The sequence below is a fragment of the Thermopolyspora sp. NPDC052614 genome (assembly GCF_040678635.1).
In the GTDB taxonomy this organism is placed as follows: domain Bacteria; phylum Actinomycetota; class Actinomycetes; order Streptosporangiales; family Streptosporangiaceae; genus Thermopolyspora.
Genome location: NZ_JBFATZ010000005.1, coordinates 407,660 through 423,762, shown reverse-complemented (window position 1 = coordinate 423,762; position 16,103 = coordinate 407,660). Strand labels below are relative to the sequence as shown.

14 protein-coding genes are annotated in these 16,103 nt (G+C 73.3%); 10 read left to right on the top strand and 4 right to left on the bottom strand.

The window, feature by feature from the left end; all coding sequences use genetic code 11:
* Window positions 1-3 precede the first annotated feature (3 nt).
* The 6 genes from araB to AB0K60_RS14020 all read left to right on the top strand — a co-directional run bounded on the left by araB (window position 4) and on the right by AB0K60_RS14020 (window position 6,689).
* Window positions 4-1,653: a ribulokinase gene (gene araB / locus AB0K60_RS14045; RefSeq protein WP_364053174.1), complete on the top strand. Its 1,650-nt coding sequence runs from the start codon at window positions 4-6 to the stop codon at window positions 1,651-1,653.
* Between the two features lie 148 nt (window positions 1,654-1,801).
* Window positions 1,802-2,494: an L-ribulose-5-phosphate 4-epimerase gene (locus AB0K60_RS14040; RefSeq protein ID WP_364053490.1), complete on the top strand. Its 693-nt coding sequence runs from the start codon at window positions 1,802-1,804 to the stop codon at window positions 2,492-2,494.
* Window positions 2,491-4,023, top strand: a complete 1,533-nt coding sequence (araA, locus tag AB0K60_RS14035; protein ID WP_364053171.1) for an L-arabinose isomerase — start codon at window positions 2,491-2,493, stop codon at window positions 4,021-4,023. Before AB0K60_RS14040 ends, araA begins: the two co-directional genes overlap by 4 nt.
* A 209-nt stretch (window positions 4,024-4,232) precedes the next feature.
* Window positions 4,233-4,421 carry a DUF5999 family protein gene (locus tag AB0K60_RS14030; protein ID WP_364053168.1) on the top strand — a complete coding sequence of 63 codons (189 nt, stop codon included), beginning with the start codon at window positions 4,233-4,235 and terminating at the stop codon, window positions 4,419-4,421.
* Between the two features lie 72 nt (window positions 4,422-4,493).
* On the top strand, window positions 4,494-5,345 hold the full coding sequence (locus tag AB0K60_RS14025) for a DUF72 domain-containing protein (protein WP_364053165.1): 852 nt from the start codon (window positions 4,494-4,496) through the stop codon (window positions 5,343-5,345).
* A gap of 264 nt (window positions 5,346-5,609) precedes the next feature.
* Entirely contained in the window at window positions 5,610-6,689 is a 1,080-nt protein-coding gene (locus AB0K60_RS14020) for an FUSC family protein (protein ID WP_364053162.1), read from the top strand.
* Window positions 6,690-6,779: 90 nt separating this feature from the next.
* Here the strand turns inward: AB0K60_RS14020 and AB0K60_RS14015 are convergent, their stop codons facing one another.
* From AB0K60_RS14015 to AB0K60_RS14000, 4 genes are all read right to left on the bottom strand, one after another.
* On the bottom strand, window positions 6,780-8,699 hold the full coding sequence (locus AB0K60_RS14015; protein WP_364053159.1) for a helix-turn-helix domain-containing protein: 1,920 nt from the start codon (window positions 8,697-8,699) through the stop codon (window positions 6,780-6,782).
* 148 nt (window positions 8,700-8,847) lie between these two features.
* Entirely contained in the window at window positions 8,848-9,354 is a 507-nt protein-coding gene (locus AB0K60_RS14010) for a flavin reductase family protein (RefSeq protein WP_364053156.1), read from the bottom strand.
* Window positions 9,355-9,385: 31 nt separating this feature from the next.
* Complete coding sequence (locus AB0K60_RS14005) at window positions 9,386-10,477, bottom strand: LLM class flavin-dependent oxidoreductase (RefSeq protein ID WP_364053153.1); 1,092 nt, start codon at window positions 10,475-10,477, stop codon at window positions 9,386-9,388.
* A gap of 117 nt (window positions 10,478-10,594) precedes the next feature.
* A complete protein-coding gene (locus AB0K60_RS14000) occupies window positions 10,595-12,292 on the bottom strand; it encodes a CocE/NonD family hydrolase (protein ID WP_364053150.1) in 1,698 nt (565 codons plus the stop codon).
* Between the two features lie 195 nt (window positions 12,293-12,487).
* Here AB0K60_RS14000 and AB0K60_RS13995 point away from each other — a divergent pair, with 195 nt between their 5' ends.
* From AB0K60_RS13995 to AB0K60_RS13980, 4 genes are read left to right on the top strand one after another with little or no spacing between them, the layout of a single operon-like run.
* On the top strand, window positions 12,488-13,468 hold the full coding sequence (locus AB0K60_RS13995; protein WP_364053147.1) for an ABC transporter ATP-binding protein: 981 nt from the start codon (window positions 12,488-12,490) through the stop codon (window positions 13,466-13,468).
* Entirely contained in the window at window positions 13,465-14,190 is a 726-nt protein-coding gene (locus AB0K60_RS13990; protein WP_364053144.1) for an ABC transporter permease, read from the top strand. Before AB0K60_RS13995 ends, AB0K60_RS13990 begins: the two co-directional genes overlap by 4 nt.
* A gap of 4 nt (window positions 14,191-14,194) precedes the next feature.
* Entirely contained in the window at window positions 14,195-15,475 is a 1,281-nt protein-coding gene (locus tag AB0K60_RS13985) for a histidine kinase (protein ID WP_364053141.1), read from the top strand.
* Window positions 15,472-16,077, top strand: coding sequence for a response regulator transcription factor (locus tag AB0K60_RS13980; RefSeq protein ID WP_364053138.1), 606 nt, complete (start codon window positions 15,472-15,474; stop codon window positions 16,075-16,077). The genes AB0K60_RS13985 and AB0K60_RS13980 overlap by 4 nt, the downstream gene beginning before the upstream one ends.
* Window positions 16,078-16,103 lie beyond the last annotated feature (26 nt).

Genomic DNA, 16,103 nt, shown 5'->3' with positions numbered 1-16,103 from the left:
GATGTGAACGCGAACCAACCGGATCGGTACGTGGTCGGCGTCGACTTCGGGACGCTGTCCGGCCGCGCCGTGGTGGTGCGGGTGCGCGACGGCGCCGAGCTGGGCGCGGCCGTGCACGAGTACGCCCACGGCGTCATCGACGTCGAGCTTCCCGGCGGCGTACGGCTCGGCCCCGACTGGGCGCTGCAGGCCCCCGGCGACTGGATCGACGTGCTGCGCGTCGCCGTCCCCAAGGCGCTCGCCGTCGCCGGGGTGCCCGCGTCCGACGTGATCGGCATCGGCACCGACTTCACCGCCTGCACGGTGCTGCCCGCGACCGCCGACGGCACGCCGCTGTGCGAGGCGTACCCGGACCGGCCGCACGCCTGGCCCAAGCTGTGGAAACACCACGCCGCCCAGCCGCACGCCGACCGGATCAACGCCCTGGCCGCCCGGCGCGGCGAGAGCTGGCTGCCCCGCTACGGCGGGAAGATCTCCGCCGAGTGGGAGTTCGCCAAGGGCCTGCAGCTCCTTGAGGAGGACCCGGAGCTCTACCACCTGGCCGAACGCTGGATCGAGGCCGCCGACTGGATCATCTGGCGGCTCATCGGCGTGGAGACCCGCAACATCTGCACCGCCGGATACAAGGGCGTCTACCAGGACGGACGCTACCCCGGCGACGGCTTCCTCGCCGAGCTCAACCCCGCCTTCGCCGGATTCACCGCCAAACTCGGCCACGACCCGGCCCCGCTCGGCGGGCTCGCCGGCCGCCTCACCGCCGAGGCCGCCGAGTGGACCCGCCTCCCCGAGGGCATCGCGGTCGCCGTCGGCAACGTGGACGCCCACGTCACCGCCGCCGCGGCGGACGCCGTACGGCCCGGCCAGATGGTCGCCATCATGGGCACCTCGACCTGCCACGTGATGCCGTCGGACAGGCTGGCCGAGGTGCCCGGCATGTGCGGCGTGGTACGCGACGGCATCGTGCCCGGCCTGTGGGGGTACGAGGCGGGCCAGTCGGGCGTGGGCGACATCTTCGCCTGGTTCGCCGACACCTGCGTCCCCGCCGCCTACACCGAACGCGCCGACGCCCTCGGCGTGTCCGTGCACGAACACCTCACCTCGCTCGCCGAGCGGCAGGCCGTCGGCGCGCACGGCCTGGTGGCGCTCGACTGGCACAACGGCAACCGCTCGGTGCTCGTCGACCACGACCTGTCCGGCGTCATCGTCGGCCAGACCCTTGCCACCCGCCCCGAGGACGTCTACCGCGCGCTGATCGAGGCGACCGCGTTCGGCGCCCGCGTGATCGTGGAGACGTTCGAGGCGTCCGGCGTGCCGGTGGAGGAGTTCATCGTCGCGGGCGGCCTGCTGAAGAACCGCTTCCTCATGCAGGTCTACGCCGACGTGCTGCGCCGCCCGCTCTCGGCGATCGGCTCCGACCAGGGCCCGGCGCTCGGCTCGGCGATCCACGCGGCCGTCGCCGCCGGGGCGTACCCGTCCATCGTCGAGGCCGCCGCCGCGATGGGCAAACGCACCCCCGGCGCGTACCTGCCCGACCCGGCGCGGGCCGACGCCTACGACCGCCTGTACGCCGAGTACCGCAGGCTGCACGACCACTTCGCCGACGGCGCGATGCTGCACCGGCTGCGCGCGATCAGAAACGAGGCGACCGCGTGACGGGACGACGCGGGCCGATGAGGCGGCGATCCGGCGACCGGTGCGACCAGGAGATGACCACGTGATCGAGGAGAGCGAGTTGGCGGAGGCCGGAACCACCCGGAAGGCGGACGCGACGCCGGAACACCCGGCCGGCGAGGGCCGCGCGGTGGACGAGAAGCTTAAAGGGGACACGACCGCCGAGGTCGAACGCCTGCGAAAGGTCGTCTGCGGCCTGCACGCCGAACTGGTGCGCAACAACCTCGTCGCCTGGACGGCGGGCAACGTCTCCGGCCGGGTGCCGGGCACGGACCTGTTCGTGATCAAACCGAGCGGCGTCCCCTACGACGAGCTGACCCCCGAGTCCATGGTCGTGTGCGACCTCGACGGCACCCCCGTGGACGGCGATTACGCCCCGTCGAGCGACACCGCCGCGCACGCCTACGTCTACCGCCACATGCCCGACGTCGGCGGCGTGGTGCACACCCACTCGCCGTACGCGTCGGCGTGGGCGGCGCGCGGCGAGCCCATCCCGTGCGTGCTGACGGCGATGGCCGACGAGTTCGGCGGCGAGATCCCGGTCGGCCCGTTCGCCCTGATCGGCGGCGACGACATCGGCAAGGCGGTCGTGGAACTGCTCACCGGCCACCGTTCCCCGGCGGTGCTCATGCGCAACCACGGCGTGTTCACCGTCGGCGCCTCGCCGCGGGCGGCGGTGAAGGCCGCCGTCATGTGCGAGGACGTGGCCCGCACCGTCCACCTGGCCAGGCAGCTCGGCGAGCCCCTGCCGATCGCGCAGGACGACATCGACCACCTGTACGACCGCTATCAGAACGTCTACGGACAGAAGGGTTCACGTTGAAGATCTGGTTCCTCACCGGCAGCCAGGGCCTGTACGGCGAGGCGACGCTGCGCCAGGTCGCCGAGCAGTCCCGGCGCATCGCGTCCGCCCTCGCCGACGGCCTGAACCCCGATGGCGCGGGCGGCCCCCAGGCCGGGCCGCGCGGCGCGGGGCCGTCGGTCGAGGTCGAGTGGCGGCCGGTGCTCACCGACGCGGCCGCGATCCGCCGGGCGTGCCTGGAGGCGAACGCCGACGACGACTGCCTGGGCCTGATCGCCTGGATGCACACGTTCTCCCCGGCGAAGATGTGGATCGCCGGCCTCGACGCGCTGCGCAAACCCCTGCTGCACCTGCACACGCAGGCGAACGTCGAGCTGCCGTGGGACAGCATCGACATGGACTTCATGAACCTCAACCAGGCCGCGCACGGCGACCGCGAGTTCGGCCACATCCAGTCCCGGCTCGGCGTGCCGCGCAAGACCGTCGCCGGGCACGTGAGCGACCCGGCCGTGGTCGCCCGCGTCGCCGCCTGGGCGCGCGCCGCGGCCGGGCGGGCCGAGCTGGCCACGCTGAAGGTGGCCCGGTTCGGCGACAACATGCGCGACGTCGCCGTCACCGAGGGCGACAAGGTGGAGGCGCAGCTGCGCTTCGGCGTGTCGGTGAACACCTACGGCGTCACCGAGCTCGCCGACGCCGTGCACGCCACCTCCGACGCGGAGGTGACCGCGCTGGTCAAGGAGTACGCGGAGGGCTATCGCGTGGCCCCCGAGCTGCTGCCAGGGGGCGAGCGGCACGAGTCGCTGCGCTACGCCGCCCGCATCGAGCTCGGCCTGCGCGGCTTCCTCGACGCGGGCGGCTTCCGCGCGTTCACCACGAACTTCGAGGACCTGGGCGCGCTGCGCCAGCTGCCGGGCATCGCCGTACAGCGGCTGATGGCCGACGGCTACGGCTTCGGCGGCGAGGGCGACTGGAAGACGTCGGTGCTGCTGCGCACGCTCAAGCGGATGTCGGAAGGGCTGCCCGGCGGCACCTCGTTCATGGAGGACTACACCTACCACCTGGTGCCGGGCGAGGAGCTCATCCTCGGCGCGCACATGCTGGAGGTCTGCCCGTCGATCGCCGCCGCCACCCCCTCGTGCGAGATCCACCCGCTGAGCATCGGCAACCGCGAGGACCCGGTGCGGCTCGTCTTCGACGCCGAGCCCGGCCCCGCCGTCGTCGTCGGCCTCGCCGACCTCGGCGACCGCTTCCGCCTCGTCGCCAACGAGATCGACGTGGTCCCGCCGCCGCACCCGCTGCCCCGGCTCCCCGTCGCCCGCGCCGTCTGGCGCCCGCGCCCCGACCTGCGTACCTCGGCCGAGTCCTGGCTGATCGCCGGCGCCCCGCACCACACCGTGCTCAGCGCGTCCGTCGGCGTCGAGGAGCTCACCGACCTGGCCGACATGCTCGGCGTCGAGCTGCTGGTCATCGACGCCGCGACCACGACCCGCCGGTTCGCCGCCGAACTGCGCTGGAACCAGGCGTACCACCGCCTGGCCCAGGGCCTGTGACGCCCCGCCGGGCGGGCGTCCCGCCCGGCGCGCGCCGTCGTCATGGCGGACACGCGGAGGCGTACTCATCGGCCGGTGCTTTTATCCCCGAGCGGGCCCGCCGACCTGCCCTGTCAGCGTTCTACAAGAGGACTGCTAGCGGAGCGGCGCACCATGACGGTCAGAACAGATCGTTCGCGAAGTGCCGAGAAGTGCCCAAGAGGTGCATCATGTGCCAGCACGAGCCCGCCTGTCCCAGCGCCTACGCCTCCGACCGTGAGGCCGCGCACGTCGTCGTCGCCCACCCCGACCAGGGATGGAGCCTGCTGTGCAACGGCGTCGTGCTGTTCGAGGACACCGGTCTGCTGCTCCCCGACGGGACCGTGGTCGCGCCGCACCGGACGCCCGTCGCCGCCTGACGGCACCGGGGCCCCCGGTCTTGGGGGCGCATGAATCCGTTGAATGTCCGTCGCCTCCGATAGCGTCGGGCCATGCGGCTTCATGTGGGATGCGCGATGTGGGCGCACACGCCGTGGCAGGGGCGGTACCTGCCCCATCCGCTCGGCCCGGACGAGCGGCTGCGGGCGTACGCGAGCTGGTGCAACGCGGTGGAGGGAAACACGACGTTCTACGCGACGCCCGGCAGGCAGACCGTGGAGTCGTGGGCGCGGCAGACCGATGAGGACTTCGGCTTCCTCGTCAAACTGCCCAGGACGGTCACGCACGAGCGGCGGCTCGCCGGAGGCGAGGAGGAGCTTCGGGCGTTCCTGGCGGCGATCGAGCCGCTCGGCGGGCGGGTGTCGGCGCTGTGGGTGCAGTTGCCGGGCTCGTTCGGGCCTGACGATCTCGGAGCGCTCGCGGCGTTCCTGCGCACGCTGCCGCGCTCGTACCGGTACGCGGTCGAGGTCCGGCATCGGGCGTTCTTCGAGGAGGGGCGGGCGGCGCGGCTGCTGGAGGGGGTGCTGCGCGGGGTGCGCGCCGAATGGGTGCCGTTCGACACCGCCGTGCTCTTCGCGGACCGCCCGGTCACCGACGCCGAGCGGGAGGCGTGGACGCGCAAACCCCGCCTGCCCCGGAGGGTGACCGCCCTCACCGACCGCCCGATCGTCCGCTACATCGGCCGCGACGACGCCGAGCGCACGGCCGAGGGCTGGCGGCCGTGGATCGAGGTGTTCCGCGCGTGGCTGCGCGAGGGACGCACCCCGACCATGTTCGTCCACACCCCCGACAACGCCGACGCCCTGGCGCTCGCCCGCCGCTTCCACGACGAGATCCGCGCGGGCCTGCCCGAGGTCGAGCCCCTGCCCGAGCCGATGCCCGCCCAGCCGCTGACCCTCTTCTGACGTCCCCGGAGGCGGGCCCCAGCCTGCGCGGGCGGCGGTTGGTGAACTCCGGCCGGAGCATGCGGCGCAGGCGGGTGTGCTCCGGGGGGTGTATTCGAGCAGGTTGCCGACGCGCCCGGTGGGCGCTTCGCCCGTCATGTGACGGGTCGTGCGGCAACTGTCGCGAGTAGGAGAGCCCGCCGCCGCGGGTCGCCGGATTAGCCGCCGAGGGCCGGGTACTCAAAGGGCGGACGTGACCCAGCGGACGGGCGGGGCGAGAGCAGGGTGCGGGAGCAGGTACGCGGCAGATGGCGGCGGCTGGTTGACATGGCGCCGACGATCGTGCAGTGCTCGCTGGCCTGCGCGATCGCCTGGATACTCGCCAAGGAGGTGGTCGGGCATCCCCGGCCGTTCTTCGCGCCGATCGCGGTCCTGATCTGCATTGGGGTGGCGTCGGGTCGCAGGCTGCGGCGGCTCGTCGAGCTGGTCGTGGGCGTGAGCCTCGGCGTCGGCGTCGGCGACCTGCTGATCCTCCGGATCGGGTCGGGGGCCTGGCAGATCGCGCTGGTCGTGGCCCTGGCGATGGCCGCGGCCGTGCTGCTCGACTCGGGTACGGTGATCACCCTGCAGGCGGCGTCCTCGGCGGTGCTGGTCGCCACCCTGCTCCCGCCGACCGGCGTCGGCGGCCTCGACCGCATGGTCGACACGCTGGTCGGCGGGCTGCTCGGGATCGCCGCGGTGGCCCTGCTCCCGCCCGACCTGCGGTCCATCGCCCGGCGGGAGGCCGCGGAGATCTTCGACGCGCTGGAACGGACGATGCTGGAGACGGCCGCGGCCATCGACGGACGCGACGCGTCCCACATGGTCGGCGTGCTGGAGGCGGCCCGGGGCGGTCAGAGCGCCGCCGGGCGGTTCCCCGGCACGCTGACCACCGCGCGGGAGATCGCGGCCATCTCGCCGATCCGCTGGCGCAGCCGCCGGACCCTGCGCCGGTACGAGGCCGCGAGCACGCCCCTGGAGCACGCGCTCGGCAACGCCCGGGTGCTGGCACGCCGCACCTACGCCGGCCTCTACGCCGGTGAGCCGTTCCCGCCGTGCCTGCCGGACGGCCTGCGGCGACTGGCCCGTGCCGTACGGCTGCTGCAGGCCGAACTGGAGGAGGCGCGGGAGCCGGGCGAGGCCCGCCGCGCCGCCGTGGCCGCCGCCGAGACGGCGAGCGCGGTCCCGTCCGACGGGACCGGCTTCTCCGCCCACGTCGTCGCCGCCCAGCTCCGCTCGATCGCCGTCGACGTGCTCATCGCCACCGGCCTGGACGACACGGACGCGATCGCCGCGCTCCCGCCCGTCACGCACGATCGGGGCTGACACCCCGCGCGGAGGCCGGGTTTCCTCGTCGAACGGGCCGCCGCCGCGCACCGCGTCGCGCCGACACCCCCGCCCGGAGGTCAGGGTTCCTCAGTACAGCTCGTGGCGCTTGAGCTTGCGATAGACGGTGGCGCGGGAGACGCCGAGGTGCCGGGCGACGGCGTTGCGGTCGCCGCCGGTCCGGCGCAGGGCCTCCTCAAGGACGTGGCGCTCGGCCGCCCGGACCTCGTCGAGGGGGCGGCTCGCGCGGTCGCGGCCGTGCCGGGCGGGCAGGTCGCGCAGGTCGATCGCCGGGCCGGTGGCGCGCACCCGGGCGGTGGCGAGCACCTGCAGGAGCTGGCGGATGTTGCCCGGCCAGTCGCTGGCCATCAGGGCGGCCACGGCGCGCGGGGTCAGCGTCGCCGGATGCTCGCCGGGCTCGCCGAGGCCGGCGAGCAGGTCCGCGCACAGGTCCGCGAACTCGTGGCGGCGCCTGCGCAGCGGGGGGACGGTGAGCAGCACCGGGAAGCTCTCGCGGACCAGCACGGCCGCGCTGTCCTCGGCGCTGTCGTCGGTCGTGGTGCCGACGACCCGGGCACGGGCCCCGGTGACCAGGTCGGCGACGGTGCTCATGAGGGCGGCGGGGAGGTCGGTGACGTGGCCGAGCAGCACGGCGGCGCCCTCGTCCCCGGCGGCCGCGACCAGGCGGCGCAGCCACCCGTCGGGGTCGAGGTGCGCGAGCCCGCCGTCGAGCTCGACGACGCCTCCGGGGAGGCCGAGGGCGCGCAGGGCGGCCCTGGCCTCGTGGCGTTTGCCGCATCCCCGCTCTCCGGTGAGCAGGATCGGGCGGCGGGTACGCAACGCCCGGGACAGCATGCCGCGGAAGTCGGCCGAAGCGTCGCCGGCGGAGCCGATGGAGCCGTTGGAGCCCGTATGGCCCCTGGAACTCGTCTGGCCGGTGGAGCCCGTGTGGCCGGTGGATCGGTCCCGGCCATGACCGTCGTCCCCGCGCCCGGCACGGCCGCCGGAACGGCTCGCGCGATGGCGGCCGTCCACGGACGCGTCGTCCCCGGCGCCGGGCGCGGCCCCGCCGACCGGCCGCAGGACGAGGACGGCGGCGAACTCGCCCTTGGGCTGCGGCACCGGCAGGACCTGGATCGCCGCCGTCACCCCCGAGCTCAGGTCCCGCCGGACGGTCCGGCCGCGCGACCCGCACTCCTCCGCCAGGCGGCGCAGCAGCTCCTCGTCCGCCTCGCGCACCAGCGCCCGCGCCCGCGTGCTCACCACGAACAGCCGCCTGCTCACCGCGATCACCGGGGCGCGGTGGCGGCGCTCGGCGGCGGAGAAGGCGTCGAAGAAGGCCCGTTCGCCGTCGGTACGGCTCGCCAGCAGCTGGGTCTCGATCGACCGCCCGATCTCGACGACCAGCGGGAGCAGCGCCGCCGAGCCGTACTCGCGCAGGCAGTGCACGCCCAGCGTCCCGGCGTACCGCTTGGTGAACGGATCACGGATGATCACGCCGGTGGTGGTGAGGATCTCGGTGTCGGTCCGGTAGTGCTCGGTGCCGGAGATGATGAACGCCTGCTGGGTCTCGTGCGCGCAGCCGAGCCCGTTGGTGCCCATCAGGTCCTCGGCGAAGCACATGCCCGGGCGCAGGTTCTGCCGGTGCACCCGCCATGCCAGCGGGAAGTCGCCGACGACGACGGTGAGCAGCCGGCAGGCGCGGTCGGCGAGGAAACCCCAGCAGCTCAGGTCGGAGATCTCGTCCTTCAACCGGTTCATGATCGGCTGGGCGGCGGCGCCGAGGCGGGCACGCGACTCGAAGCCGTCGTCGACGACGTACTCCGTGGCCTCCGGATCCACGCCGGCGAGCATCGAGCGCCGCCACGAGGCGACCACCTCCGGCCGTACGGCGGGAAAGTCGGCGGGGTCCACCGTGCGCGGGTCCCGGCGGAGCACCTCCAGCTTCGCCTCCCGGACCAGCTCCCATTCGGCGTTGGTCCGGGGCACCCGAGGGGACGATGCCGTCATTGCCGACCTCCCAGGCGTTCCGCCAGGGCGCACCGGTGCCCGCGGATCGGTGGCGGATCGGACCGCGAGCGCCTCCATCCTGCGGCATCGGCCGCCCGCGGCACCAGCCCGGCCGCCTCCCGGCCCGCCAACGAGCCGCCCGCGAGGATCAGCCCGGCTCCCCGAGCGGAACGTGCGTGCCGAAGCCCCGGTCGTGGTAGGTGAGCGGCGGCCCGCCGGTGGTCTCGGCGACGATCACGTTGCCGAGCACGATCAGATGGTCGCCGCCGTGCGCCAGGCCGCCGACCACGCAGCCGAGGAAGCCCGGCGAGCCGGGGATGCGGGGCACCTCGGCGTGCGGCTCCCACGGGACCCCGGCGAACTTCCCCGAGCCGCCCTTGCGCGCGAACCGCACCGCCAGGTCCGCCTGGTCGCTGCCGAGGACGTTGACGCCGAACCGCCGGGTCCTGCGGATCAGGGCGAGCAGTTCGGAGGCGCGGTCGAGGGCCACCAGCACCATGGGCGGGTTCATCGACAACGAGGCGAACGCGCTCACGGTGGTGCCGTGGGGCAGGCCGTTCTCCAGGCCGGTCACCACCGCGACCGGGGTGGCCACGCCGGCCATCACCTCCCGGAAGGCGGGGGCGATGCCGTAGCCGTCGGCATCAGTGCTCACAGAGCTCCTCACGGGTCGGGCGTCGCGGGCGTCAGCCCAGAACGCTTACCGGCTCGCCGCGCATGCCGCGTGCCTTCGGCATCACCTCCCGGGCGAACAGTTCGAGACTCGCCCGGGCCTGGTCGTACGGCATGCCCCCGAACGACGGCGCCAGGGAGAGCTCAAAGTCGCCCAGAACGTCGCGGATAGCCTCAATTTGCCCCAGAATACGCTTCGGATTACCCCACAACGCGGTGGCCGCGTAGTCGTTGGCCGCCTTCTCCAGCCCGATCCGGCGGAAGTAGGCGGCGTTGTCCGCGTACCGCTCGTGGCCCTTGAGCCCGGCGAAGTGCTCGCCGGCCATCTCGTAGTGCTCGACGTTGGCCATGAAGAAGCGGTTGACGTACTCGAAGTGCCGCTCCCGGGCGAGCTCGTCGTCCTCGTGGCAGTACATGTTCACGCTGAGCGAGATCGACGGCGCGATCTCGCCGTGCTCGGTCTCGTACAGCTCCCGGTAGCGGGTGAAGTTCGGCATCAGGTCCGGCACCGGCCGTACGATGAACGACATCAGCTTCGCCCGCAGCTTCGCCGCCATCACCAGCGAGTCCGGCGATCCGGCCACGCAGTACCGCCGCCCGAGGAAGGAGCCGCGCGGCCGGGGCCGCAGCTCGGCGCGCGGCTGCGGATAGTAGGGCCCCTTGCCCTCGATCACGCCGGTCTCCAGCGCCTCGAAGATCATCGGCGCGGCCTCGTCGAACCGCTCGCGGGTCTCCGACAGCGGGATGCGGAACGGCTCGAACTCCTTGCGCGACAGCCCCCGCCCGATGCCGAGCAGCAGCCGCCCCCGCGAGATCGTGTCCACCATCAGCGCCTTCTCGGCCACGCGCAGCGGATCGTTCCACGGCAGGATCACCGCCGCGGTGCCCAGCAGGATCCGCGAGGTACGGCCCGCCAGGTGGGCCATGACCAGCAGGTTGTCCGGGCACAGCGAGTAGTCCTCGAAGTGGTGCTCGACCGCCCAGACGGCGTCGTAGCCGAGCGCCTCGGCCTGTACGGCGAGGTCGAGTTCGCCGTGGTACATCTCCTCGTCGGTGATCCCGGGCCGGAGCGTGGAGAATCCCAGGTTGATCCCGATGTGCAGCAACGCGGTTCTGCCTTTCTCGGAGCGGAACGGGGGTCTCTGCGGTGTCTTCGCGAACGTCGTTACGGGCGGCTGCGCGGGGGCCGGGGCCGTCCGCTTGGGTGAGAATCCGCGCGGGGATCAGGCCGGAATCACCGGGAGCCGGATGGCGCTGGGCCGCCCGCCCCCGACGAGCACCCGCTGCCGGGCCGTGACGAAGTCGTCCTCGGTGACCTCTCCGGCCGGTCCGCCGCTGCCCGGGTTGCGGTCGTACCAGGGAAAGTTCGAGCTCGCGATGTCCACCCGCAGGCGATGGCCCGCCCTGACCACCAGGCTGGTCGCGCCGAGGTCGATGGTGTACGCGTACACCTCGCCCGGGACGACGGGCCGCGGCGCGTCCATGCCGTGGCGGTAGCGGGCGCGGACGATGCCGTCCACGACGCCCATCGCCCGCCCGTCGGGATGGACGTCGACGAGCTTGGCGGTGAAGTCGGCGTCGGCGGCCGAGGTGGCGGCGTACAGCGTCACCTCGATCGGGCCGGTGACCTCGACGTCGTGCTCCAGCACCGGGCCGGTGAACCGCAGGACGTCGGTGCGGTCGTCGAGCACCCGCTGGTCCCGCGACCCCGGCTGGTACGCGAGCCCGCCGTCCGGGCTGCCGACCATGAGGATCGCGCCGCCCACCGTGGGCACCGGGTCGCGCGGGTCGTGCATGTACTCCAGCGCGCCCTCGGCGGGAAGCTCCCGGCCGAGCGAGCCGTCCGGGCCCAGGTACCAGGTCTGCCAGTCGGTGCGGGCGAGCGGCCACTCGTTCTCGGTGCGCCAGCCGGAGCCCATCACGTAGATCTGCACCGGCGGCAGCGACGACGGCTCGCCCGCGACGCTCTCCCGCAGGAAGCGAAGCTGCTGCTCCTCCAGCCGGATCGCCGCCGCGGCCCCGCCCGGGTAGACCGTCTCCCCGACGACGCCGGACTGGTCGGCGTGCGACCACGGCCCGACGATCAGGTGCTGCCGCGCCGGCGACGCCGCCGCGAGCGTCGTGTAGTTGCCGAGCGTGCCGCGCAGAAACAGATCGAACCAGCCGCCCACGTGCAACCCCGGCACCGTCGTCCCGGTACGGCGGGCCGCGTAGCCGATGCCCCGCCAGTAGTCCGGCTCGCCCTTCTTCTCCAGCCAGGTACGCCAGCTCGGCAGCACCGCGGACACGCCCGGCCGGTCCGACAGCGGCAGCCTCCGATACGCCGCCTCGGTGTCGCGCATCAGCGCCGCCAGCGCGGCCCCGGCGTCCCGGACGTCCTCGCCGCGCCGGGCCAGGTCCCCGATCGCCTGGCCCGCCTTCAGCAGATGCCACGCGAGGGCCTGCCCGAGCTGGAAGGCCCCCTGCCGGTAGGCGAGCCCGTCCCGGTAGTCGTCCGGGGTGAACGTGGGCGCGATCGCCGCCAGCCCATCGGGGCGCTCCCCGCTGACCGCGAGCTGGACCATGCCGAGATAGGACATCCCAAACATGACCACCCTGCCGTCGCACCAGGGCTGCTTGGTCACCCATTCGAGCGTGTCCAGGCCGTCCGCGGTCTCGTTCTCGAACGTGCGGAACTCGCCGTCCGAGCGCCCCGTGCCCCGGCAGCTCTGCACCAGGACCGCGAAGCCCGCCTCCAGGGCGGGGAGCACGGGAAGCGACCGCGACAGCGGCTCGCTGTAGGGGGTCCGCACCAGCATGACCGGCCGCGGCCCGCCGTCGTCCGGGCGGTACAGGACGCCGCTGAGCCGGAGCCCGTCTCTCATGGGCGTCTCGACGTGCTCCAGCACGGCCGAGCCCGGGCCCTCCAGCGTTCCTGCCATCGGCGTCCCTCCCTCATCGGCTCCCGTTGACGCGGACTCCGCCGCGAATCAGCTCTTGTTCGCCACAGTACGGACACATCCCGAATCCGCCGTCTCATTTGTGAGACGGCCTGCTCAGGGGCCATGACATCTGTCATGTCCCGAACCGACGATTCGGCACTGGGAACAATCGGATCGCGGCCCGACGATGAGACCATGACGATGAGGACAGTGGCGGAAAGCGGGTCCGAAGGCGGGCCCGGGAGCGGGTCCGCGACCGAGCCCGCGCTCGAATTGCGCGGGCTGCGCAAGAGCTTCGGCGAGGTGCGCGCCGTGGACGGCATCGACCTGCGGATCGGCGTCGGCGAGGTGGTGGCTCTGCTCGGCCCGAACGGCGCGGGCAAGACGACCACCCTCGACATGCTGCTCGGGCTGGGGACGCCCGACGCGGGCGAGATCCGGGTCCTCGGCGGCACGATCCACGACGCGATCCGGCGCGGCCGGATCGGCGCCATGCTGCAGGAGGGCGAGTTGCTGCCCGGGGCGACCGTGCGCGAGCTGATCACCACCATGTCGGCGCTGCAGCCCAAGCCGATGCCGCTCGCGGAGGTGATCGAGTACGCCGAGCTGGGAGGCCTGCTTTCGCGCAGGACCGACAAGCTGTCCGGCGGCGAGACGCAGCGCGTCAGGTTCGCCCTCGCCCTGCTCGGCGACCCGGAGCTGCTCGTGCTCGACGAGCCGACCGCGGCGATGGACGTCACCGCCAGGCGCTCGTTCTGGGCGACGATCCGCAGGCTGGCGAAGGCCGGCCGTACGATCTTGTTCAGCACCCACTACCTGGAGGAGGCCGACACGATCGCCGACCGGATCGTCCTGCTCGCGGCCGGTCGGATCGCCGCCGACGGACCCACGACGGAGATCCGCGCCGCCGCCGCCGCACGGGTCGTCCGCTTCACGCTGCCCGGGGCCGACCGCGACGAGCTGGCGCTGTTGCCGGGCGCCGACGGCGTCGAGGTGCACGGGACGGCGGTGACCATGCGCTCGGCCGACTCCGACACCCTGCTGCGGGCGCTGCTCGACCGGTACGCCGACGCCCGCGACGTGGAGGTGGCCACGGCGCCGCTCGCCGACGCCGTGCTCACCCTCACCGAGCCCGGCGGGTCCACCCCGGACAAGCGCGGCGAGGTGGCCGCATGATCGCCTACCTGCGCCTGGAGGTGCTGCGCGCCCTGCGCAGCGGTGCCTACCTCATCTACACCATCGTCTTCCCCGTCGCCTTCTATCTGCTGTTCACCTTGATCATGCGGGCCGGGCCGATGAGCGACGGCACCCGGTACGAGGCGTACTTCATGGTGTCGATGGCGCTGTACGGCGCGATCGGCGCCGGGCTCACCTCGGTCGGCGGGCGGATCGCCCTGGAGCGGACCAAGGGATGGACCCGCCAGCTCGCGCTCAGCCCGATGCGGTCTCGCGACTACGTCGCGGTCAAGGTGCTCACCGCCGCCGCGCTCTCCGTGCCGGTGATCTTGCTGATCATGCTGGCGGGGTGGCTCGTCAACGACGTGTCGCTGCCCTGGCACACCTGGCTCGCCCTGGTGCCCGCGCTGGTGGCGGGCGGCCTGCCGTTCGCCGCGCTGGGCATCGCCATCGGCTACACCTTCCGCGACGAGGTGGCGCAGATGGCCTCGCTGGGGTCGTACTTCATTCTCTCCATGGCGGGCGGGCTGTGGATGCCGGCCATGGTCTTCCCCGACTGGCTCGAGTCGATCTCCCACGCCCTGCCGACCTACCGGGCCGGCGAGCTCTCCTGGCGACTGCTCGCCGGTGACCAGCCCTTCAGCGCGGGCGCGGCGGTGCTTGCCGCGTGGACGGTCGCGTTCGTGCTGCTGGCTGCGTGGCGCTACCGGCGGGCGGCCTGATCGCATGGACACCACGCGCCAGGTGCGGATTCTCAGTTGCGGGTTCGTCGGGTTTCTCGGCTTCCCGGCTGCCGAGCTGGCGGGACTGGGGCTCACCTGGCCGGTGACGGTGGCGGCGGCGGCCGGGCTGGTCGTCTTCGGCGCATTGTTCATCAGGGTCATATGGCACAACCTGGACCGCCCACACACCGCCGCCACCCCCTACGCGCTGGCCGCCCTGGCGGCCACCGCCGTGGCGCTGCAGTTCGCGCTGCGCGAGACCTGGCTGATCACCGCGTCGTTCTACCTGGTCACGCTGGTCGCGCTGGTGCTGCCGCGGCGCGGCTGGGCCCCGGCCCTGGCCGGCTTCTGGATCGGACACGTCGCGCTCGCGGTGCTGGTGCTCCAGCAGCCCTTCGGCGCGGCGGCCCTGCGCGGCGGCGGCATCATGCTGTACGGCGCGGCCGTCGGCGCCACGTACTGGCTGATCCAGGTGGCCCACGAGCTGCGCGCCGCACGGGCCGAACTCGCCCGCGCGGCGATCTCGGCCGAGCGGCTGCGCATCGCCCGCGACCTGCATGACGTGCTCGGTCAGCGGCTCACCGAGGTCGTGCTGAAGTCGGAGGTGTCGGCCCGGCTCGTCGCGGCCTCGCCGGAGCGGGCCGCGGCGGAGATGCGCCAGGTGAGCAGGAGCGCGCGGGCGATCCTCGCCGAGGTGCGGGCGACCGTCTCCGGCTACCGCGAGGTGACCCTGGACAGCGAGCTCGCCACCGCTCGCGAGATCGCCACCGCCGCGGGCGTCGAGCTGACCGTGCGCCTCCCGCCGGACCCGCCCCCGCCCGCCGTCGCCACGGCCGCCGCCTGGGTGGTACGGGAAGGGGTGACGAACGTGTTGCGGCACAGCCTGGCCCGCGTCTGCCGGGTCACTGTGGCAGAAGGAGGAGCCGAAGAAGGAGTGGGGGAGAGGGACGAGGAGACGCATGCCGCAGCCGACGGACATGTCCCTACGGCGGCGGGGCGCGTCCATACCGCGGCGGGGCGCGTCTATACGGTGACGGTCGCCGACGACGGCCCCGCGCGTGGCACCCGCCCCTCTACGGGCTCCATCCCCGCCTCCGACCCCGGTTCGCTCACCGGACCGATCACCGGGACCGGGTCCGGCCCGGACCCCGAGGCCCGCGAGGCGCCCGGAACCGGACTGACCGGGCTGTCGGAGCGACTGTCCGCGCTCGGTGGCGACCTGTCGGTCGAGGTGGACAAGGAGTGGTTCATGCTGCGCGCGCGCATTCCGGAAGGTGTCGCGTGATCCGGGTGCTGCTCGCCGATGACCAGCATCTGGTACGCGGCGCGCTGTCGGCCCTGTTGTCGCTGGAGGAGGACATCACCGTGGTCGCGGGGGTGGCCGACGGGGCGGCGGCGGTGGAGGCCGCGGCCGAACACCGGCCCGACGTGGTGCTGCTCGACATCGAGATGCCGGTGATGGACGGCATCACGGCGACCGCGCGCATACTCCAGGCGGTCCCCACGGCGAAGGTGCTGATCCTGACCACGTTCGGGCGGCCGGGCTACCTGCGCCGCGCGATGGACGCGGGCGCCTCCGGTTTCGTGGTGAAGGACACCGAGCCCGAGCGGCTCGCCGAGGCGGTGCGCAAGGTGCGGGCCGGTCAGGTCGTCGTCGACCCCGACCTGGCGGTCGCCTCACTCGAACGCGGTCAGGACCCGCTCACCGAACGCGAGCGGGAGATCCTGCGCGCGGCCGAACACGGCGACACCGTGGCCGGCATCGCCCGGCGCCTATCCCTCTCCGAGGGCACGGTTCGCAACCACCTGTCCAGCGCGATCGGCAAGACCGGCGCGCGCAACCGCGCCGAGGCGGCCCGCGTGGCCCGGGAGAACGGCTGGCTGTGACCCGGAGCCTGCCCCCGGGGTTCTGG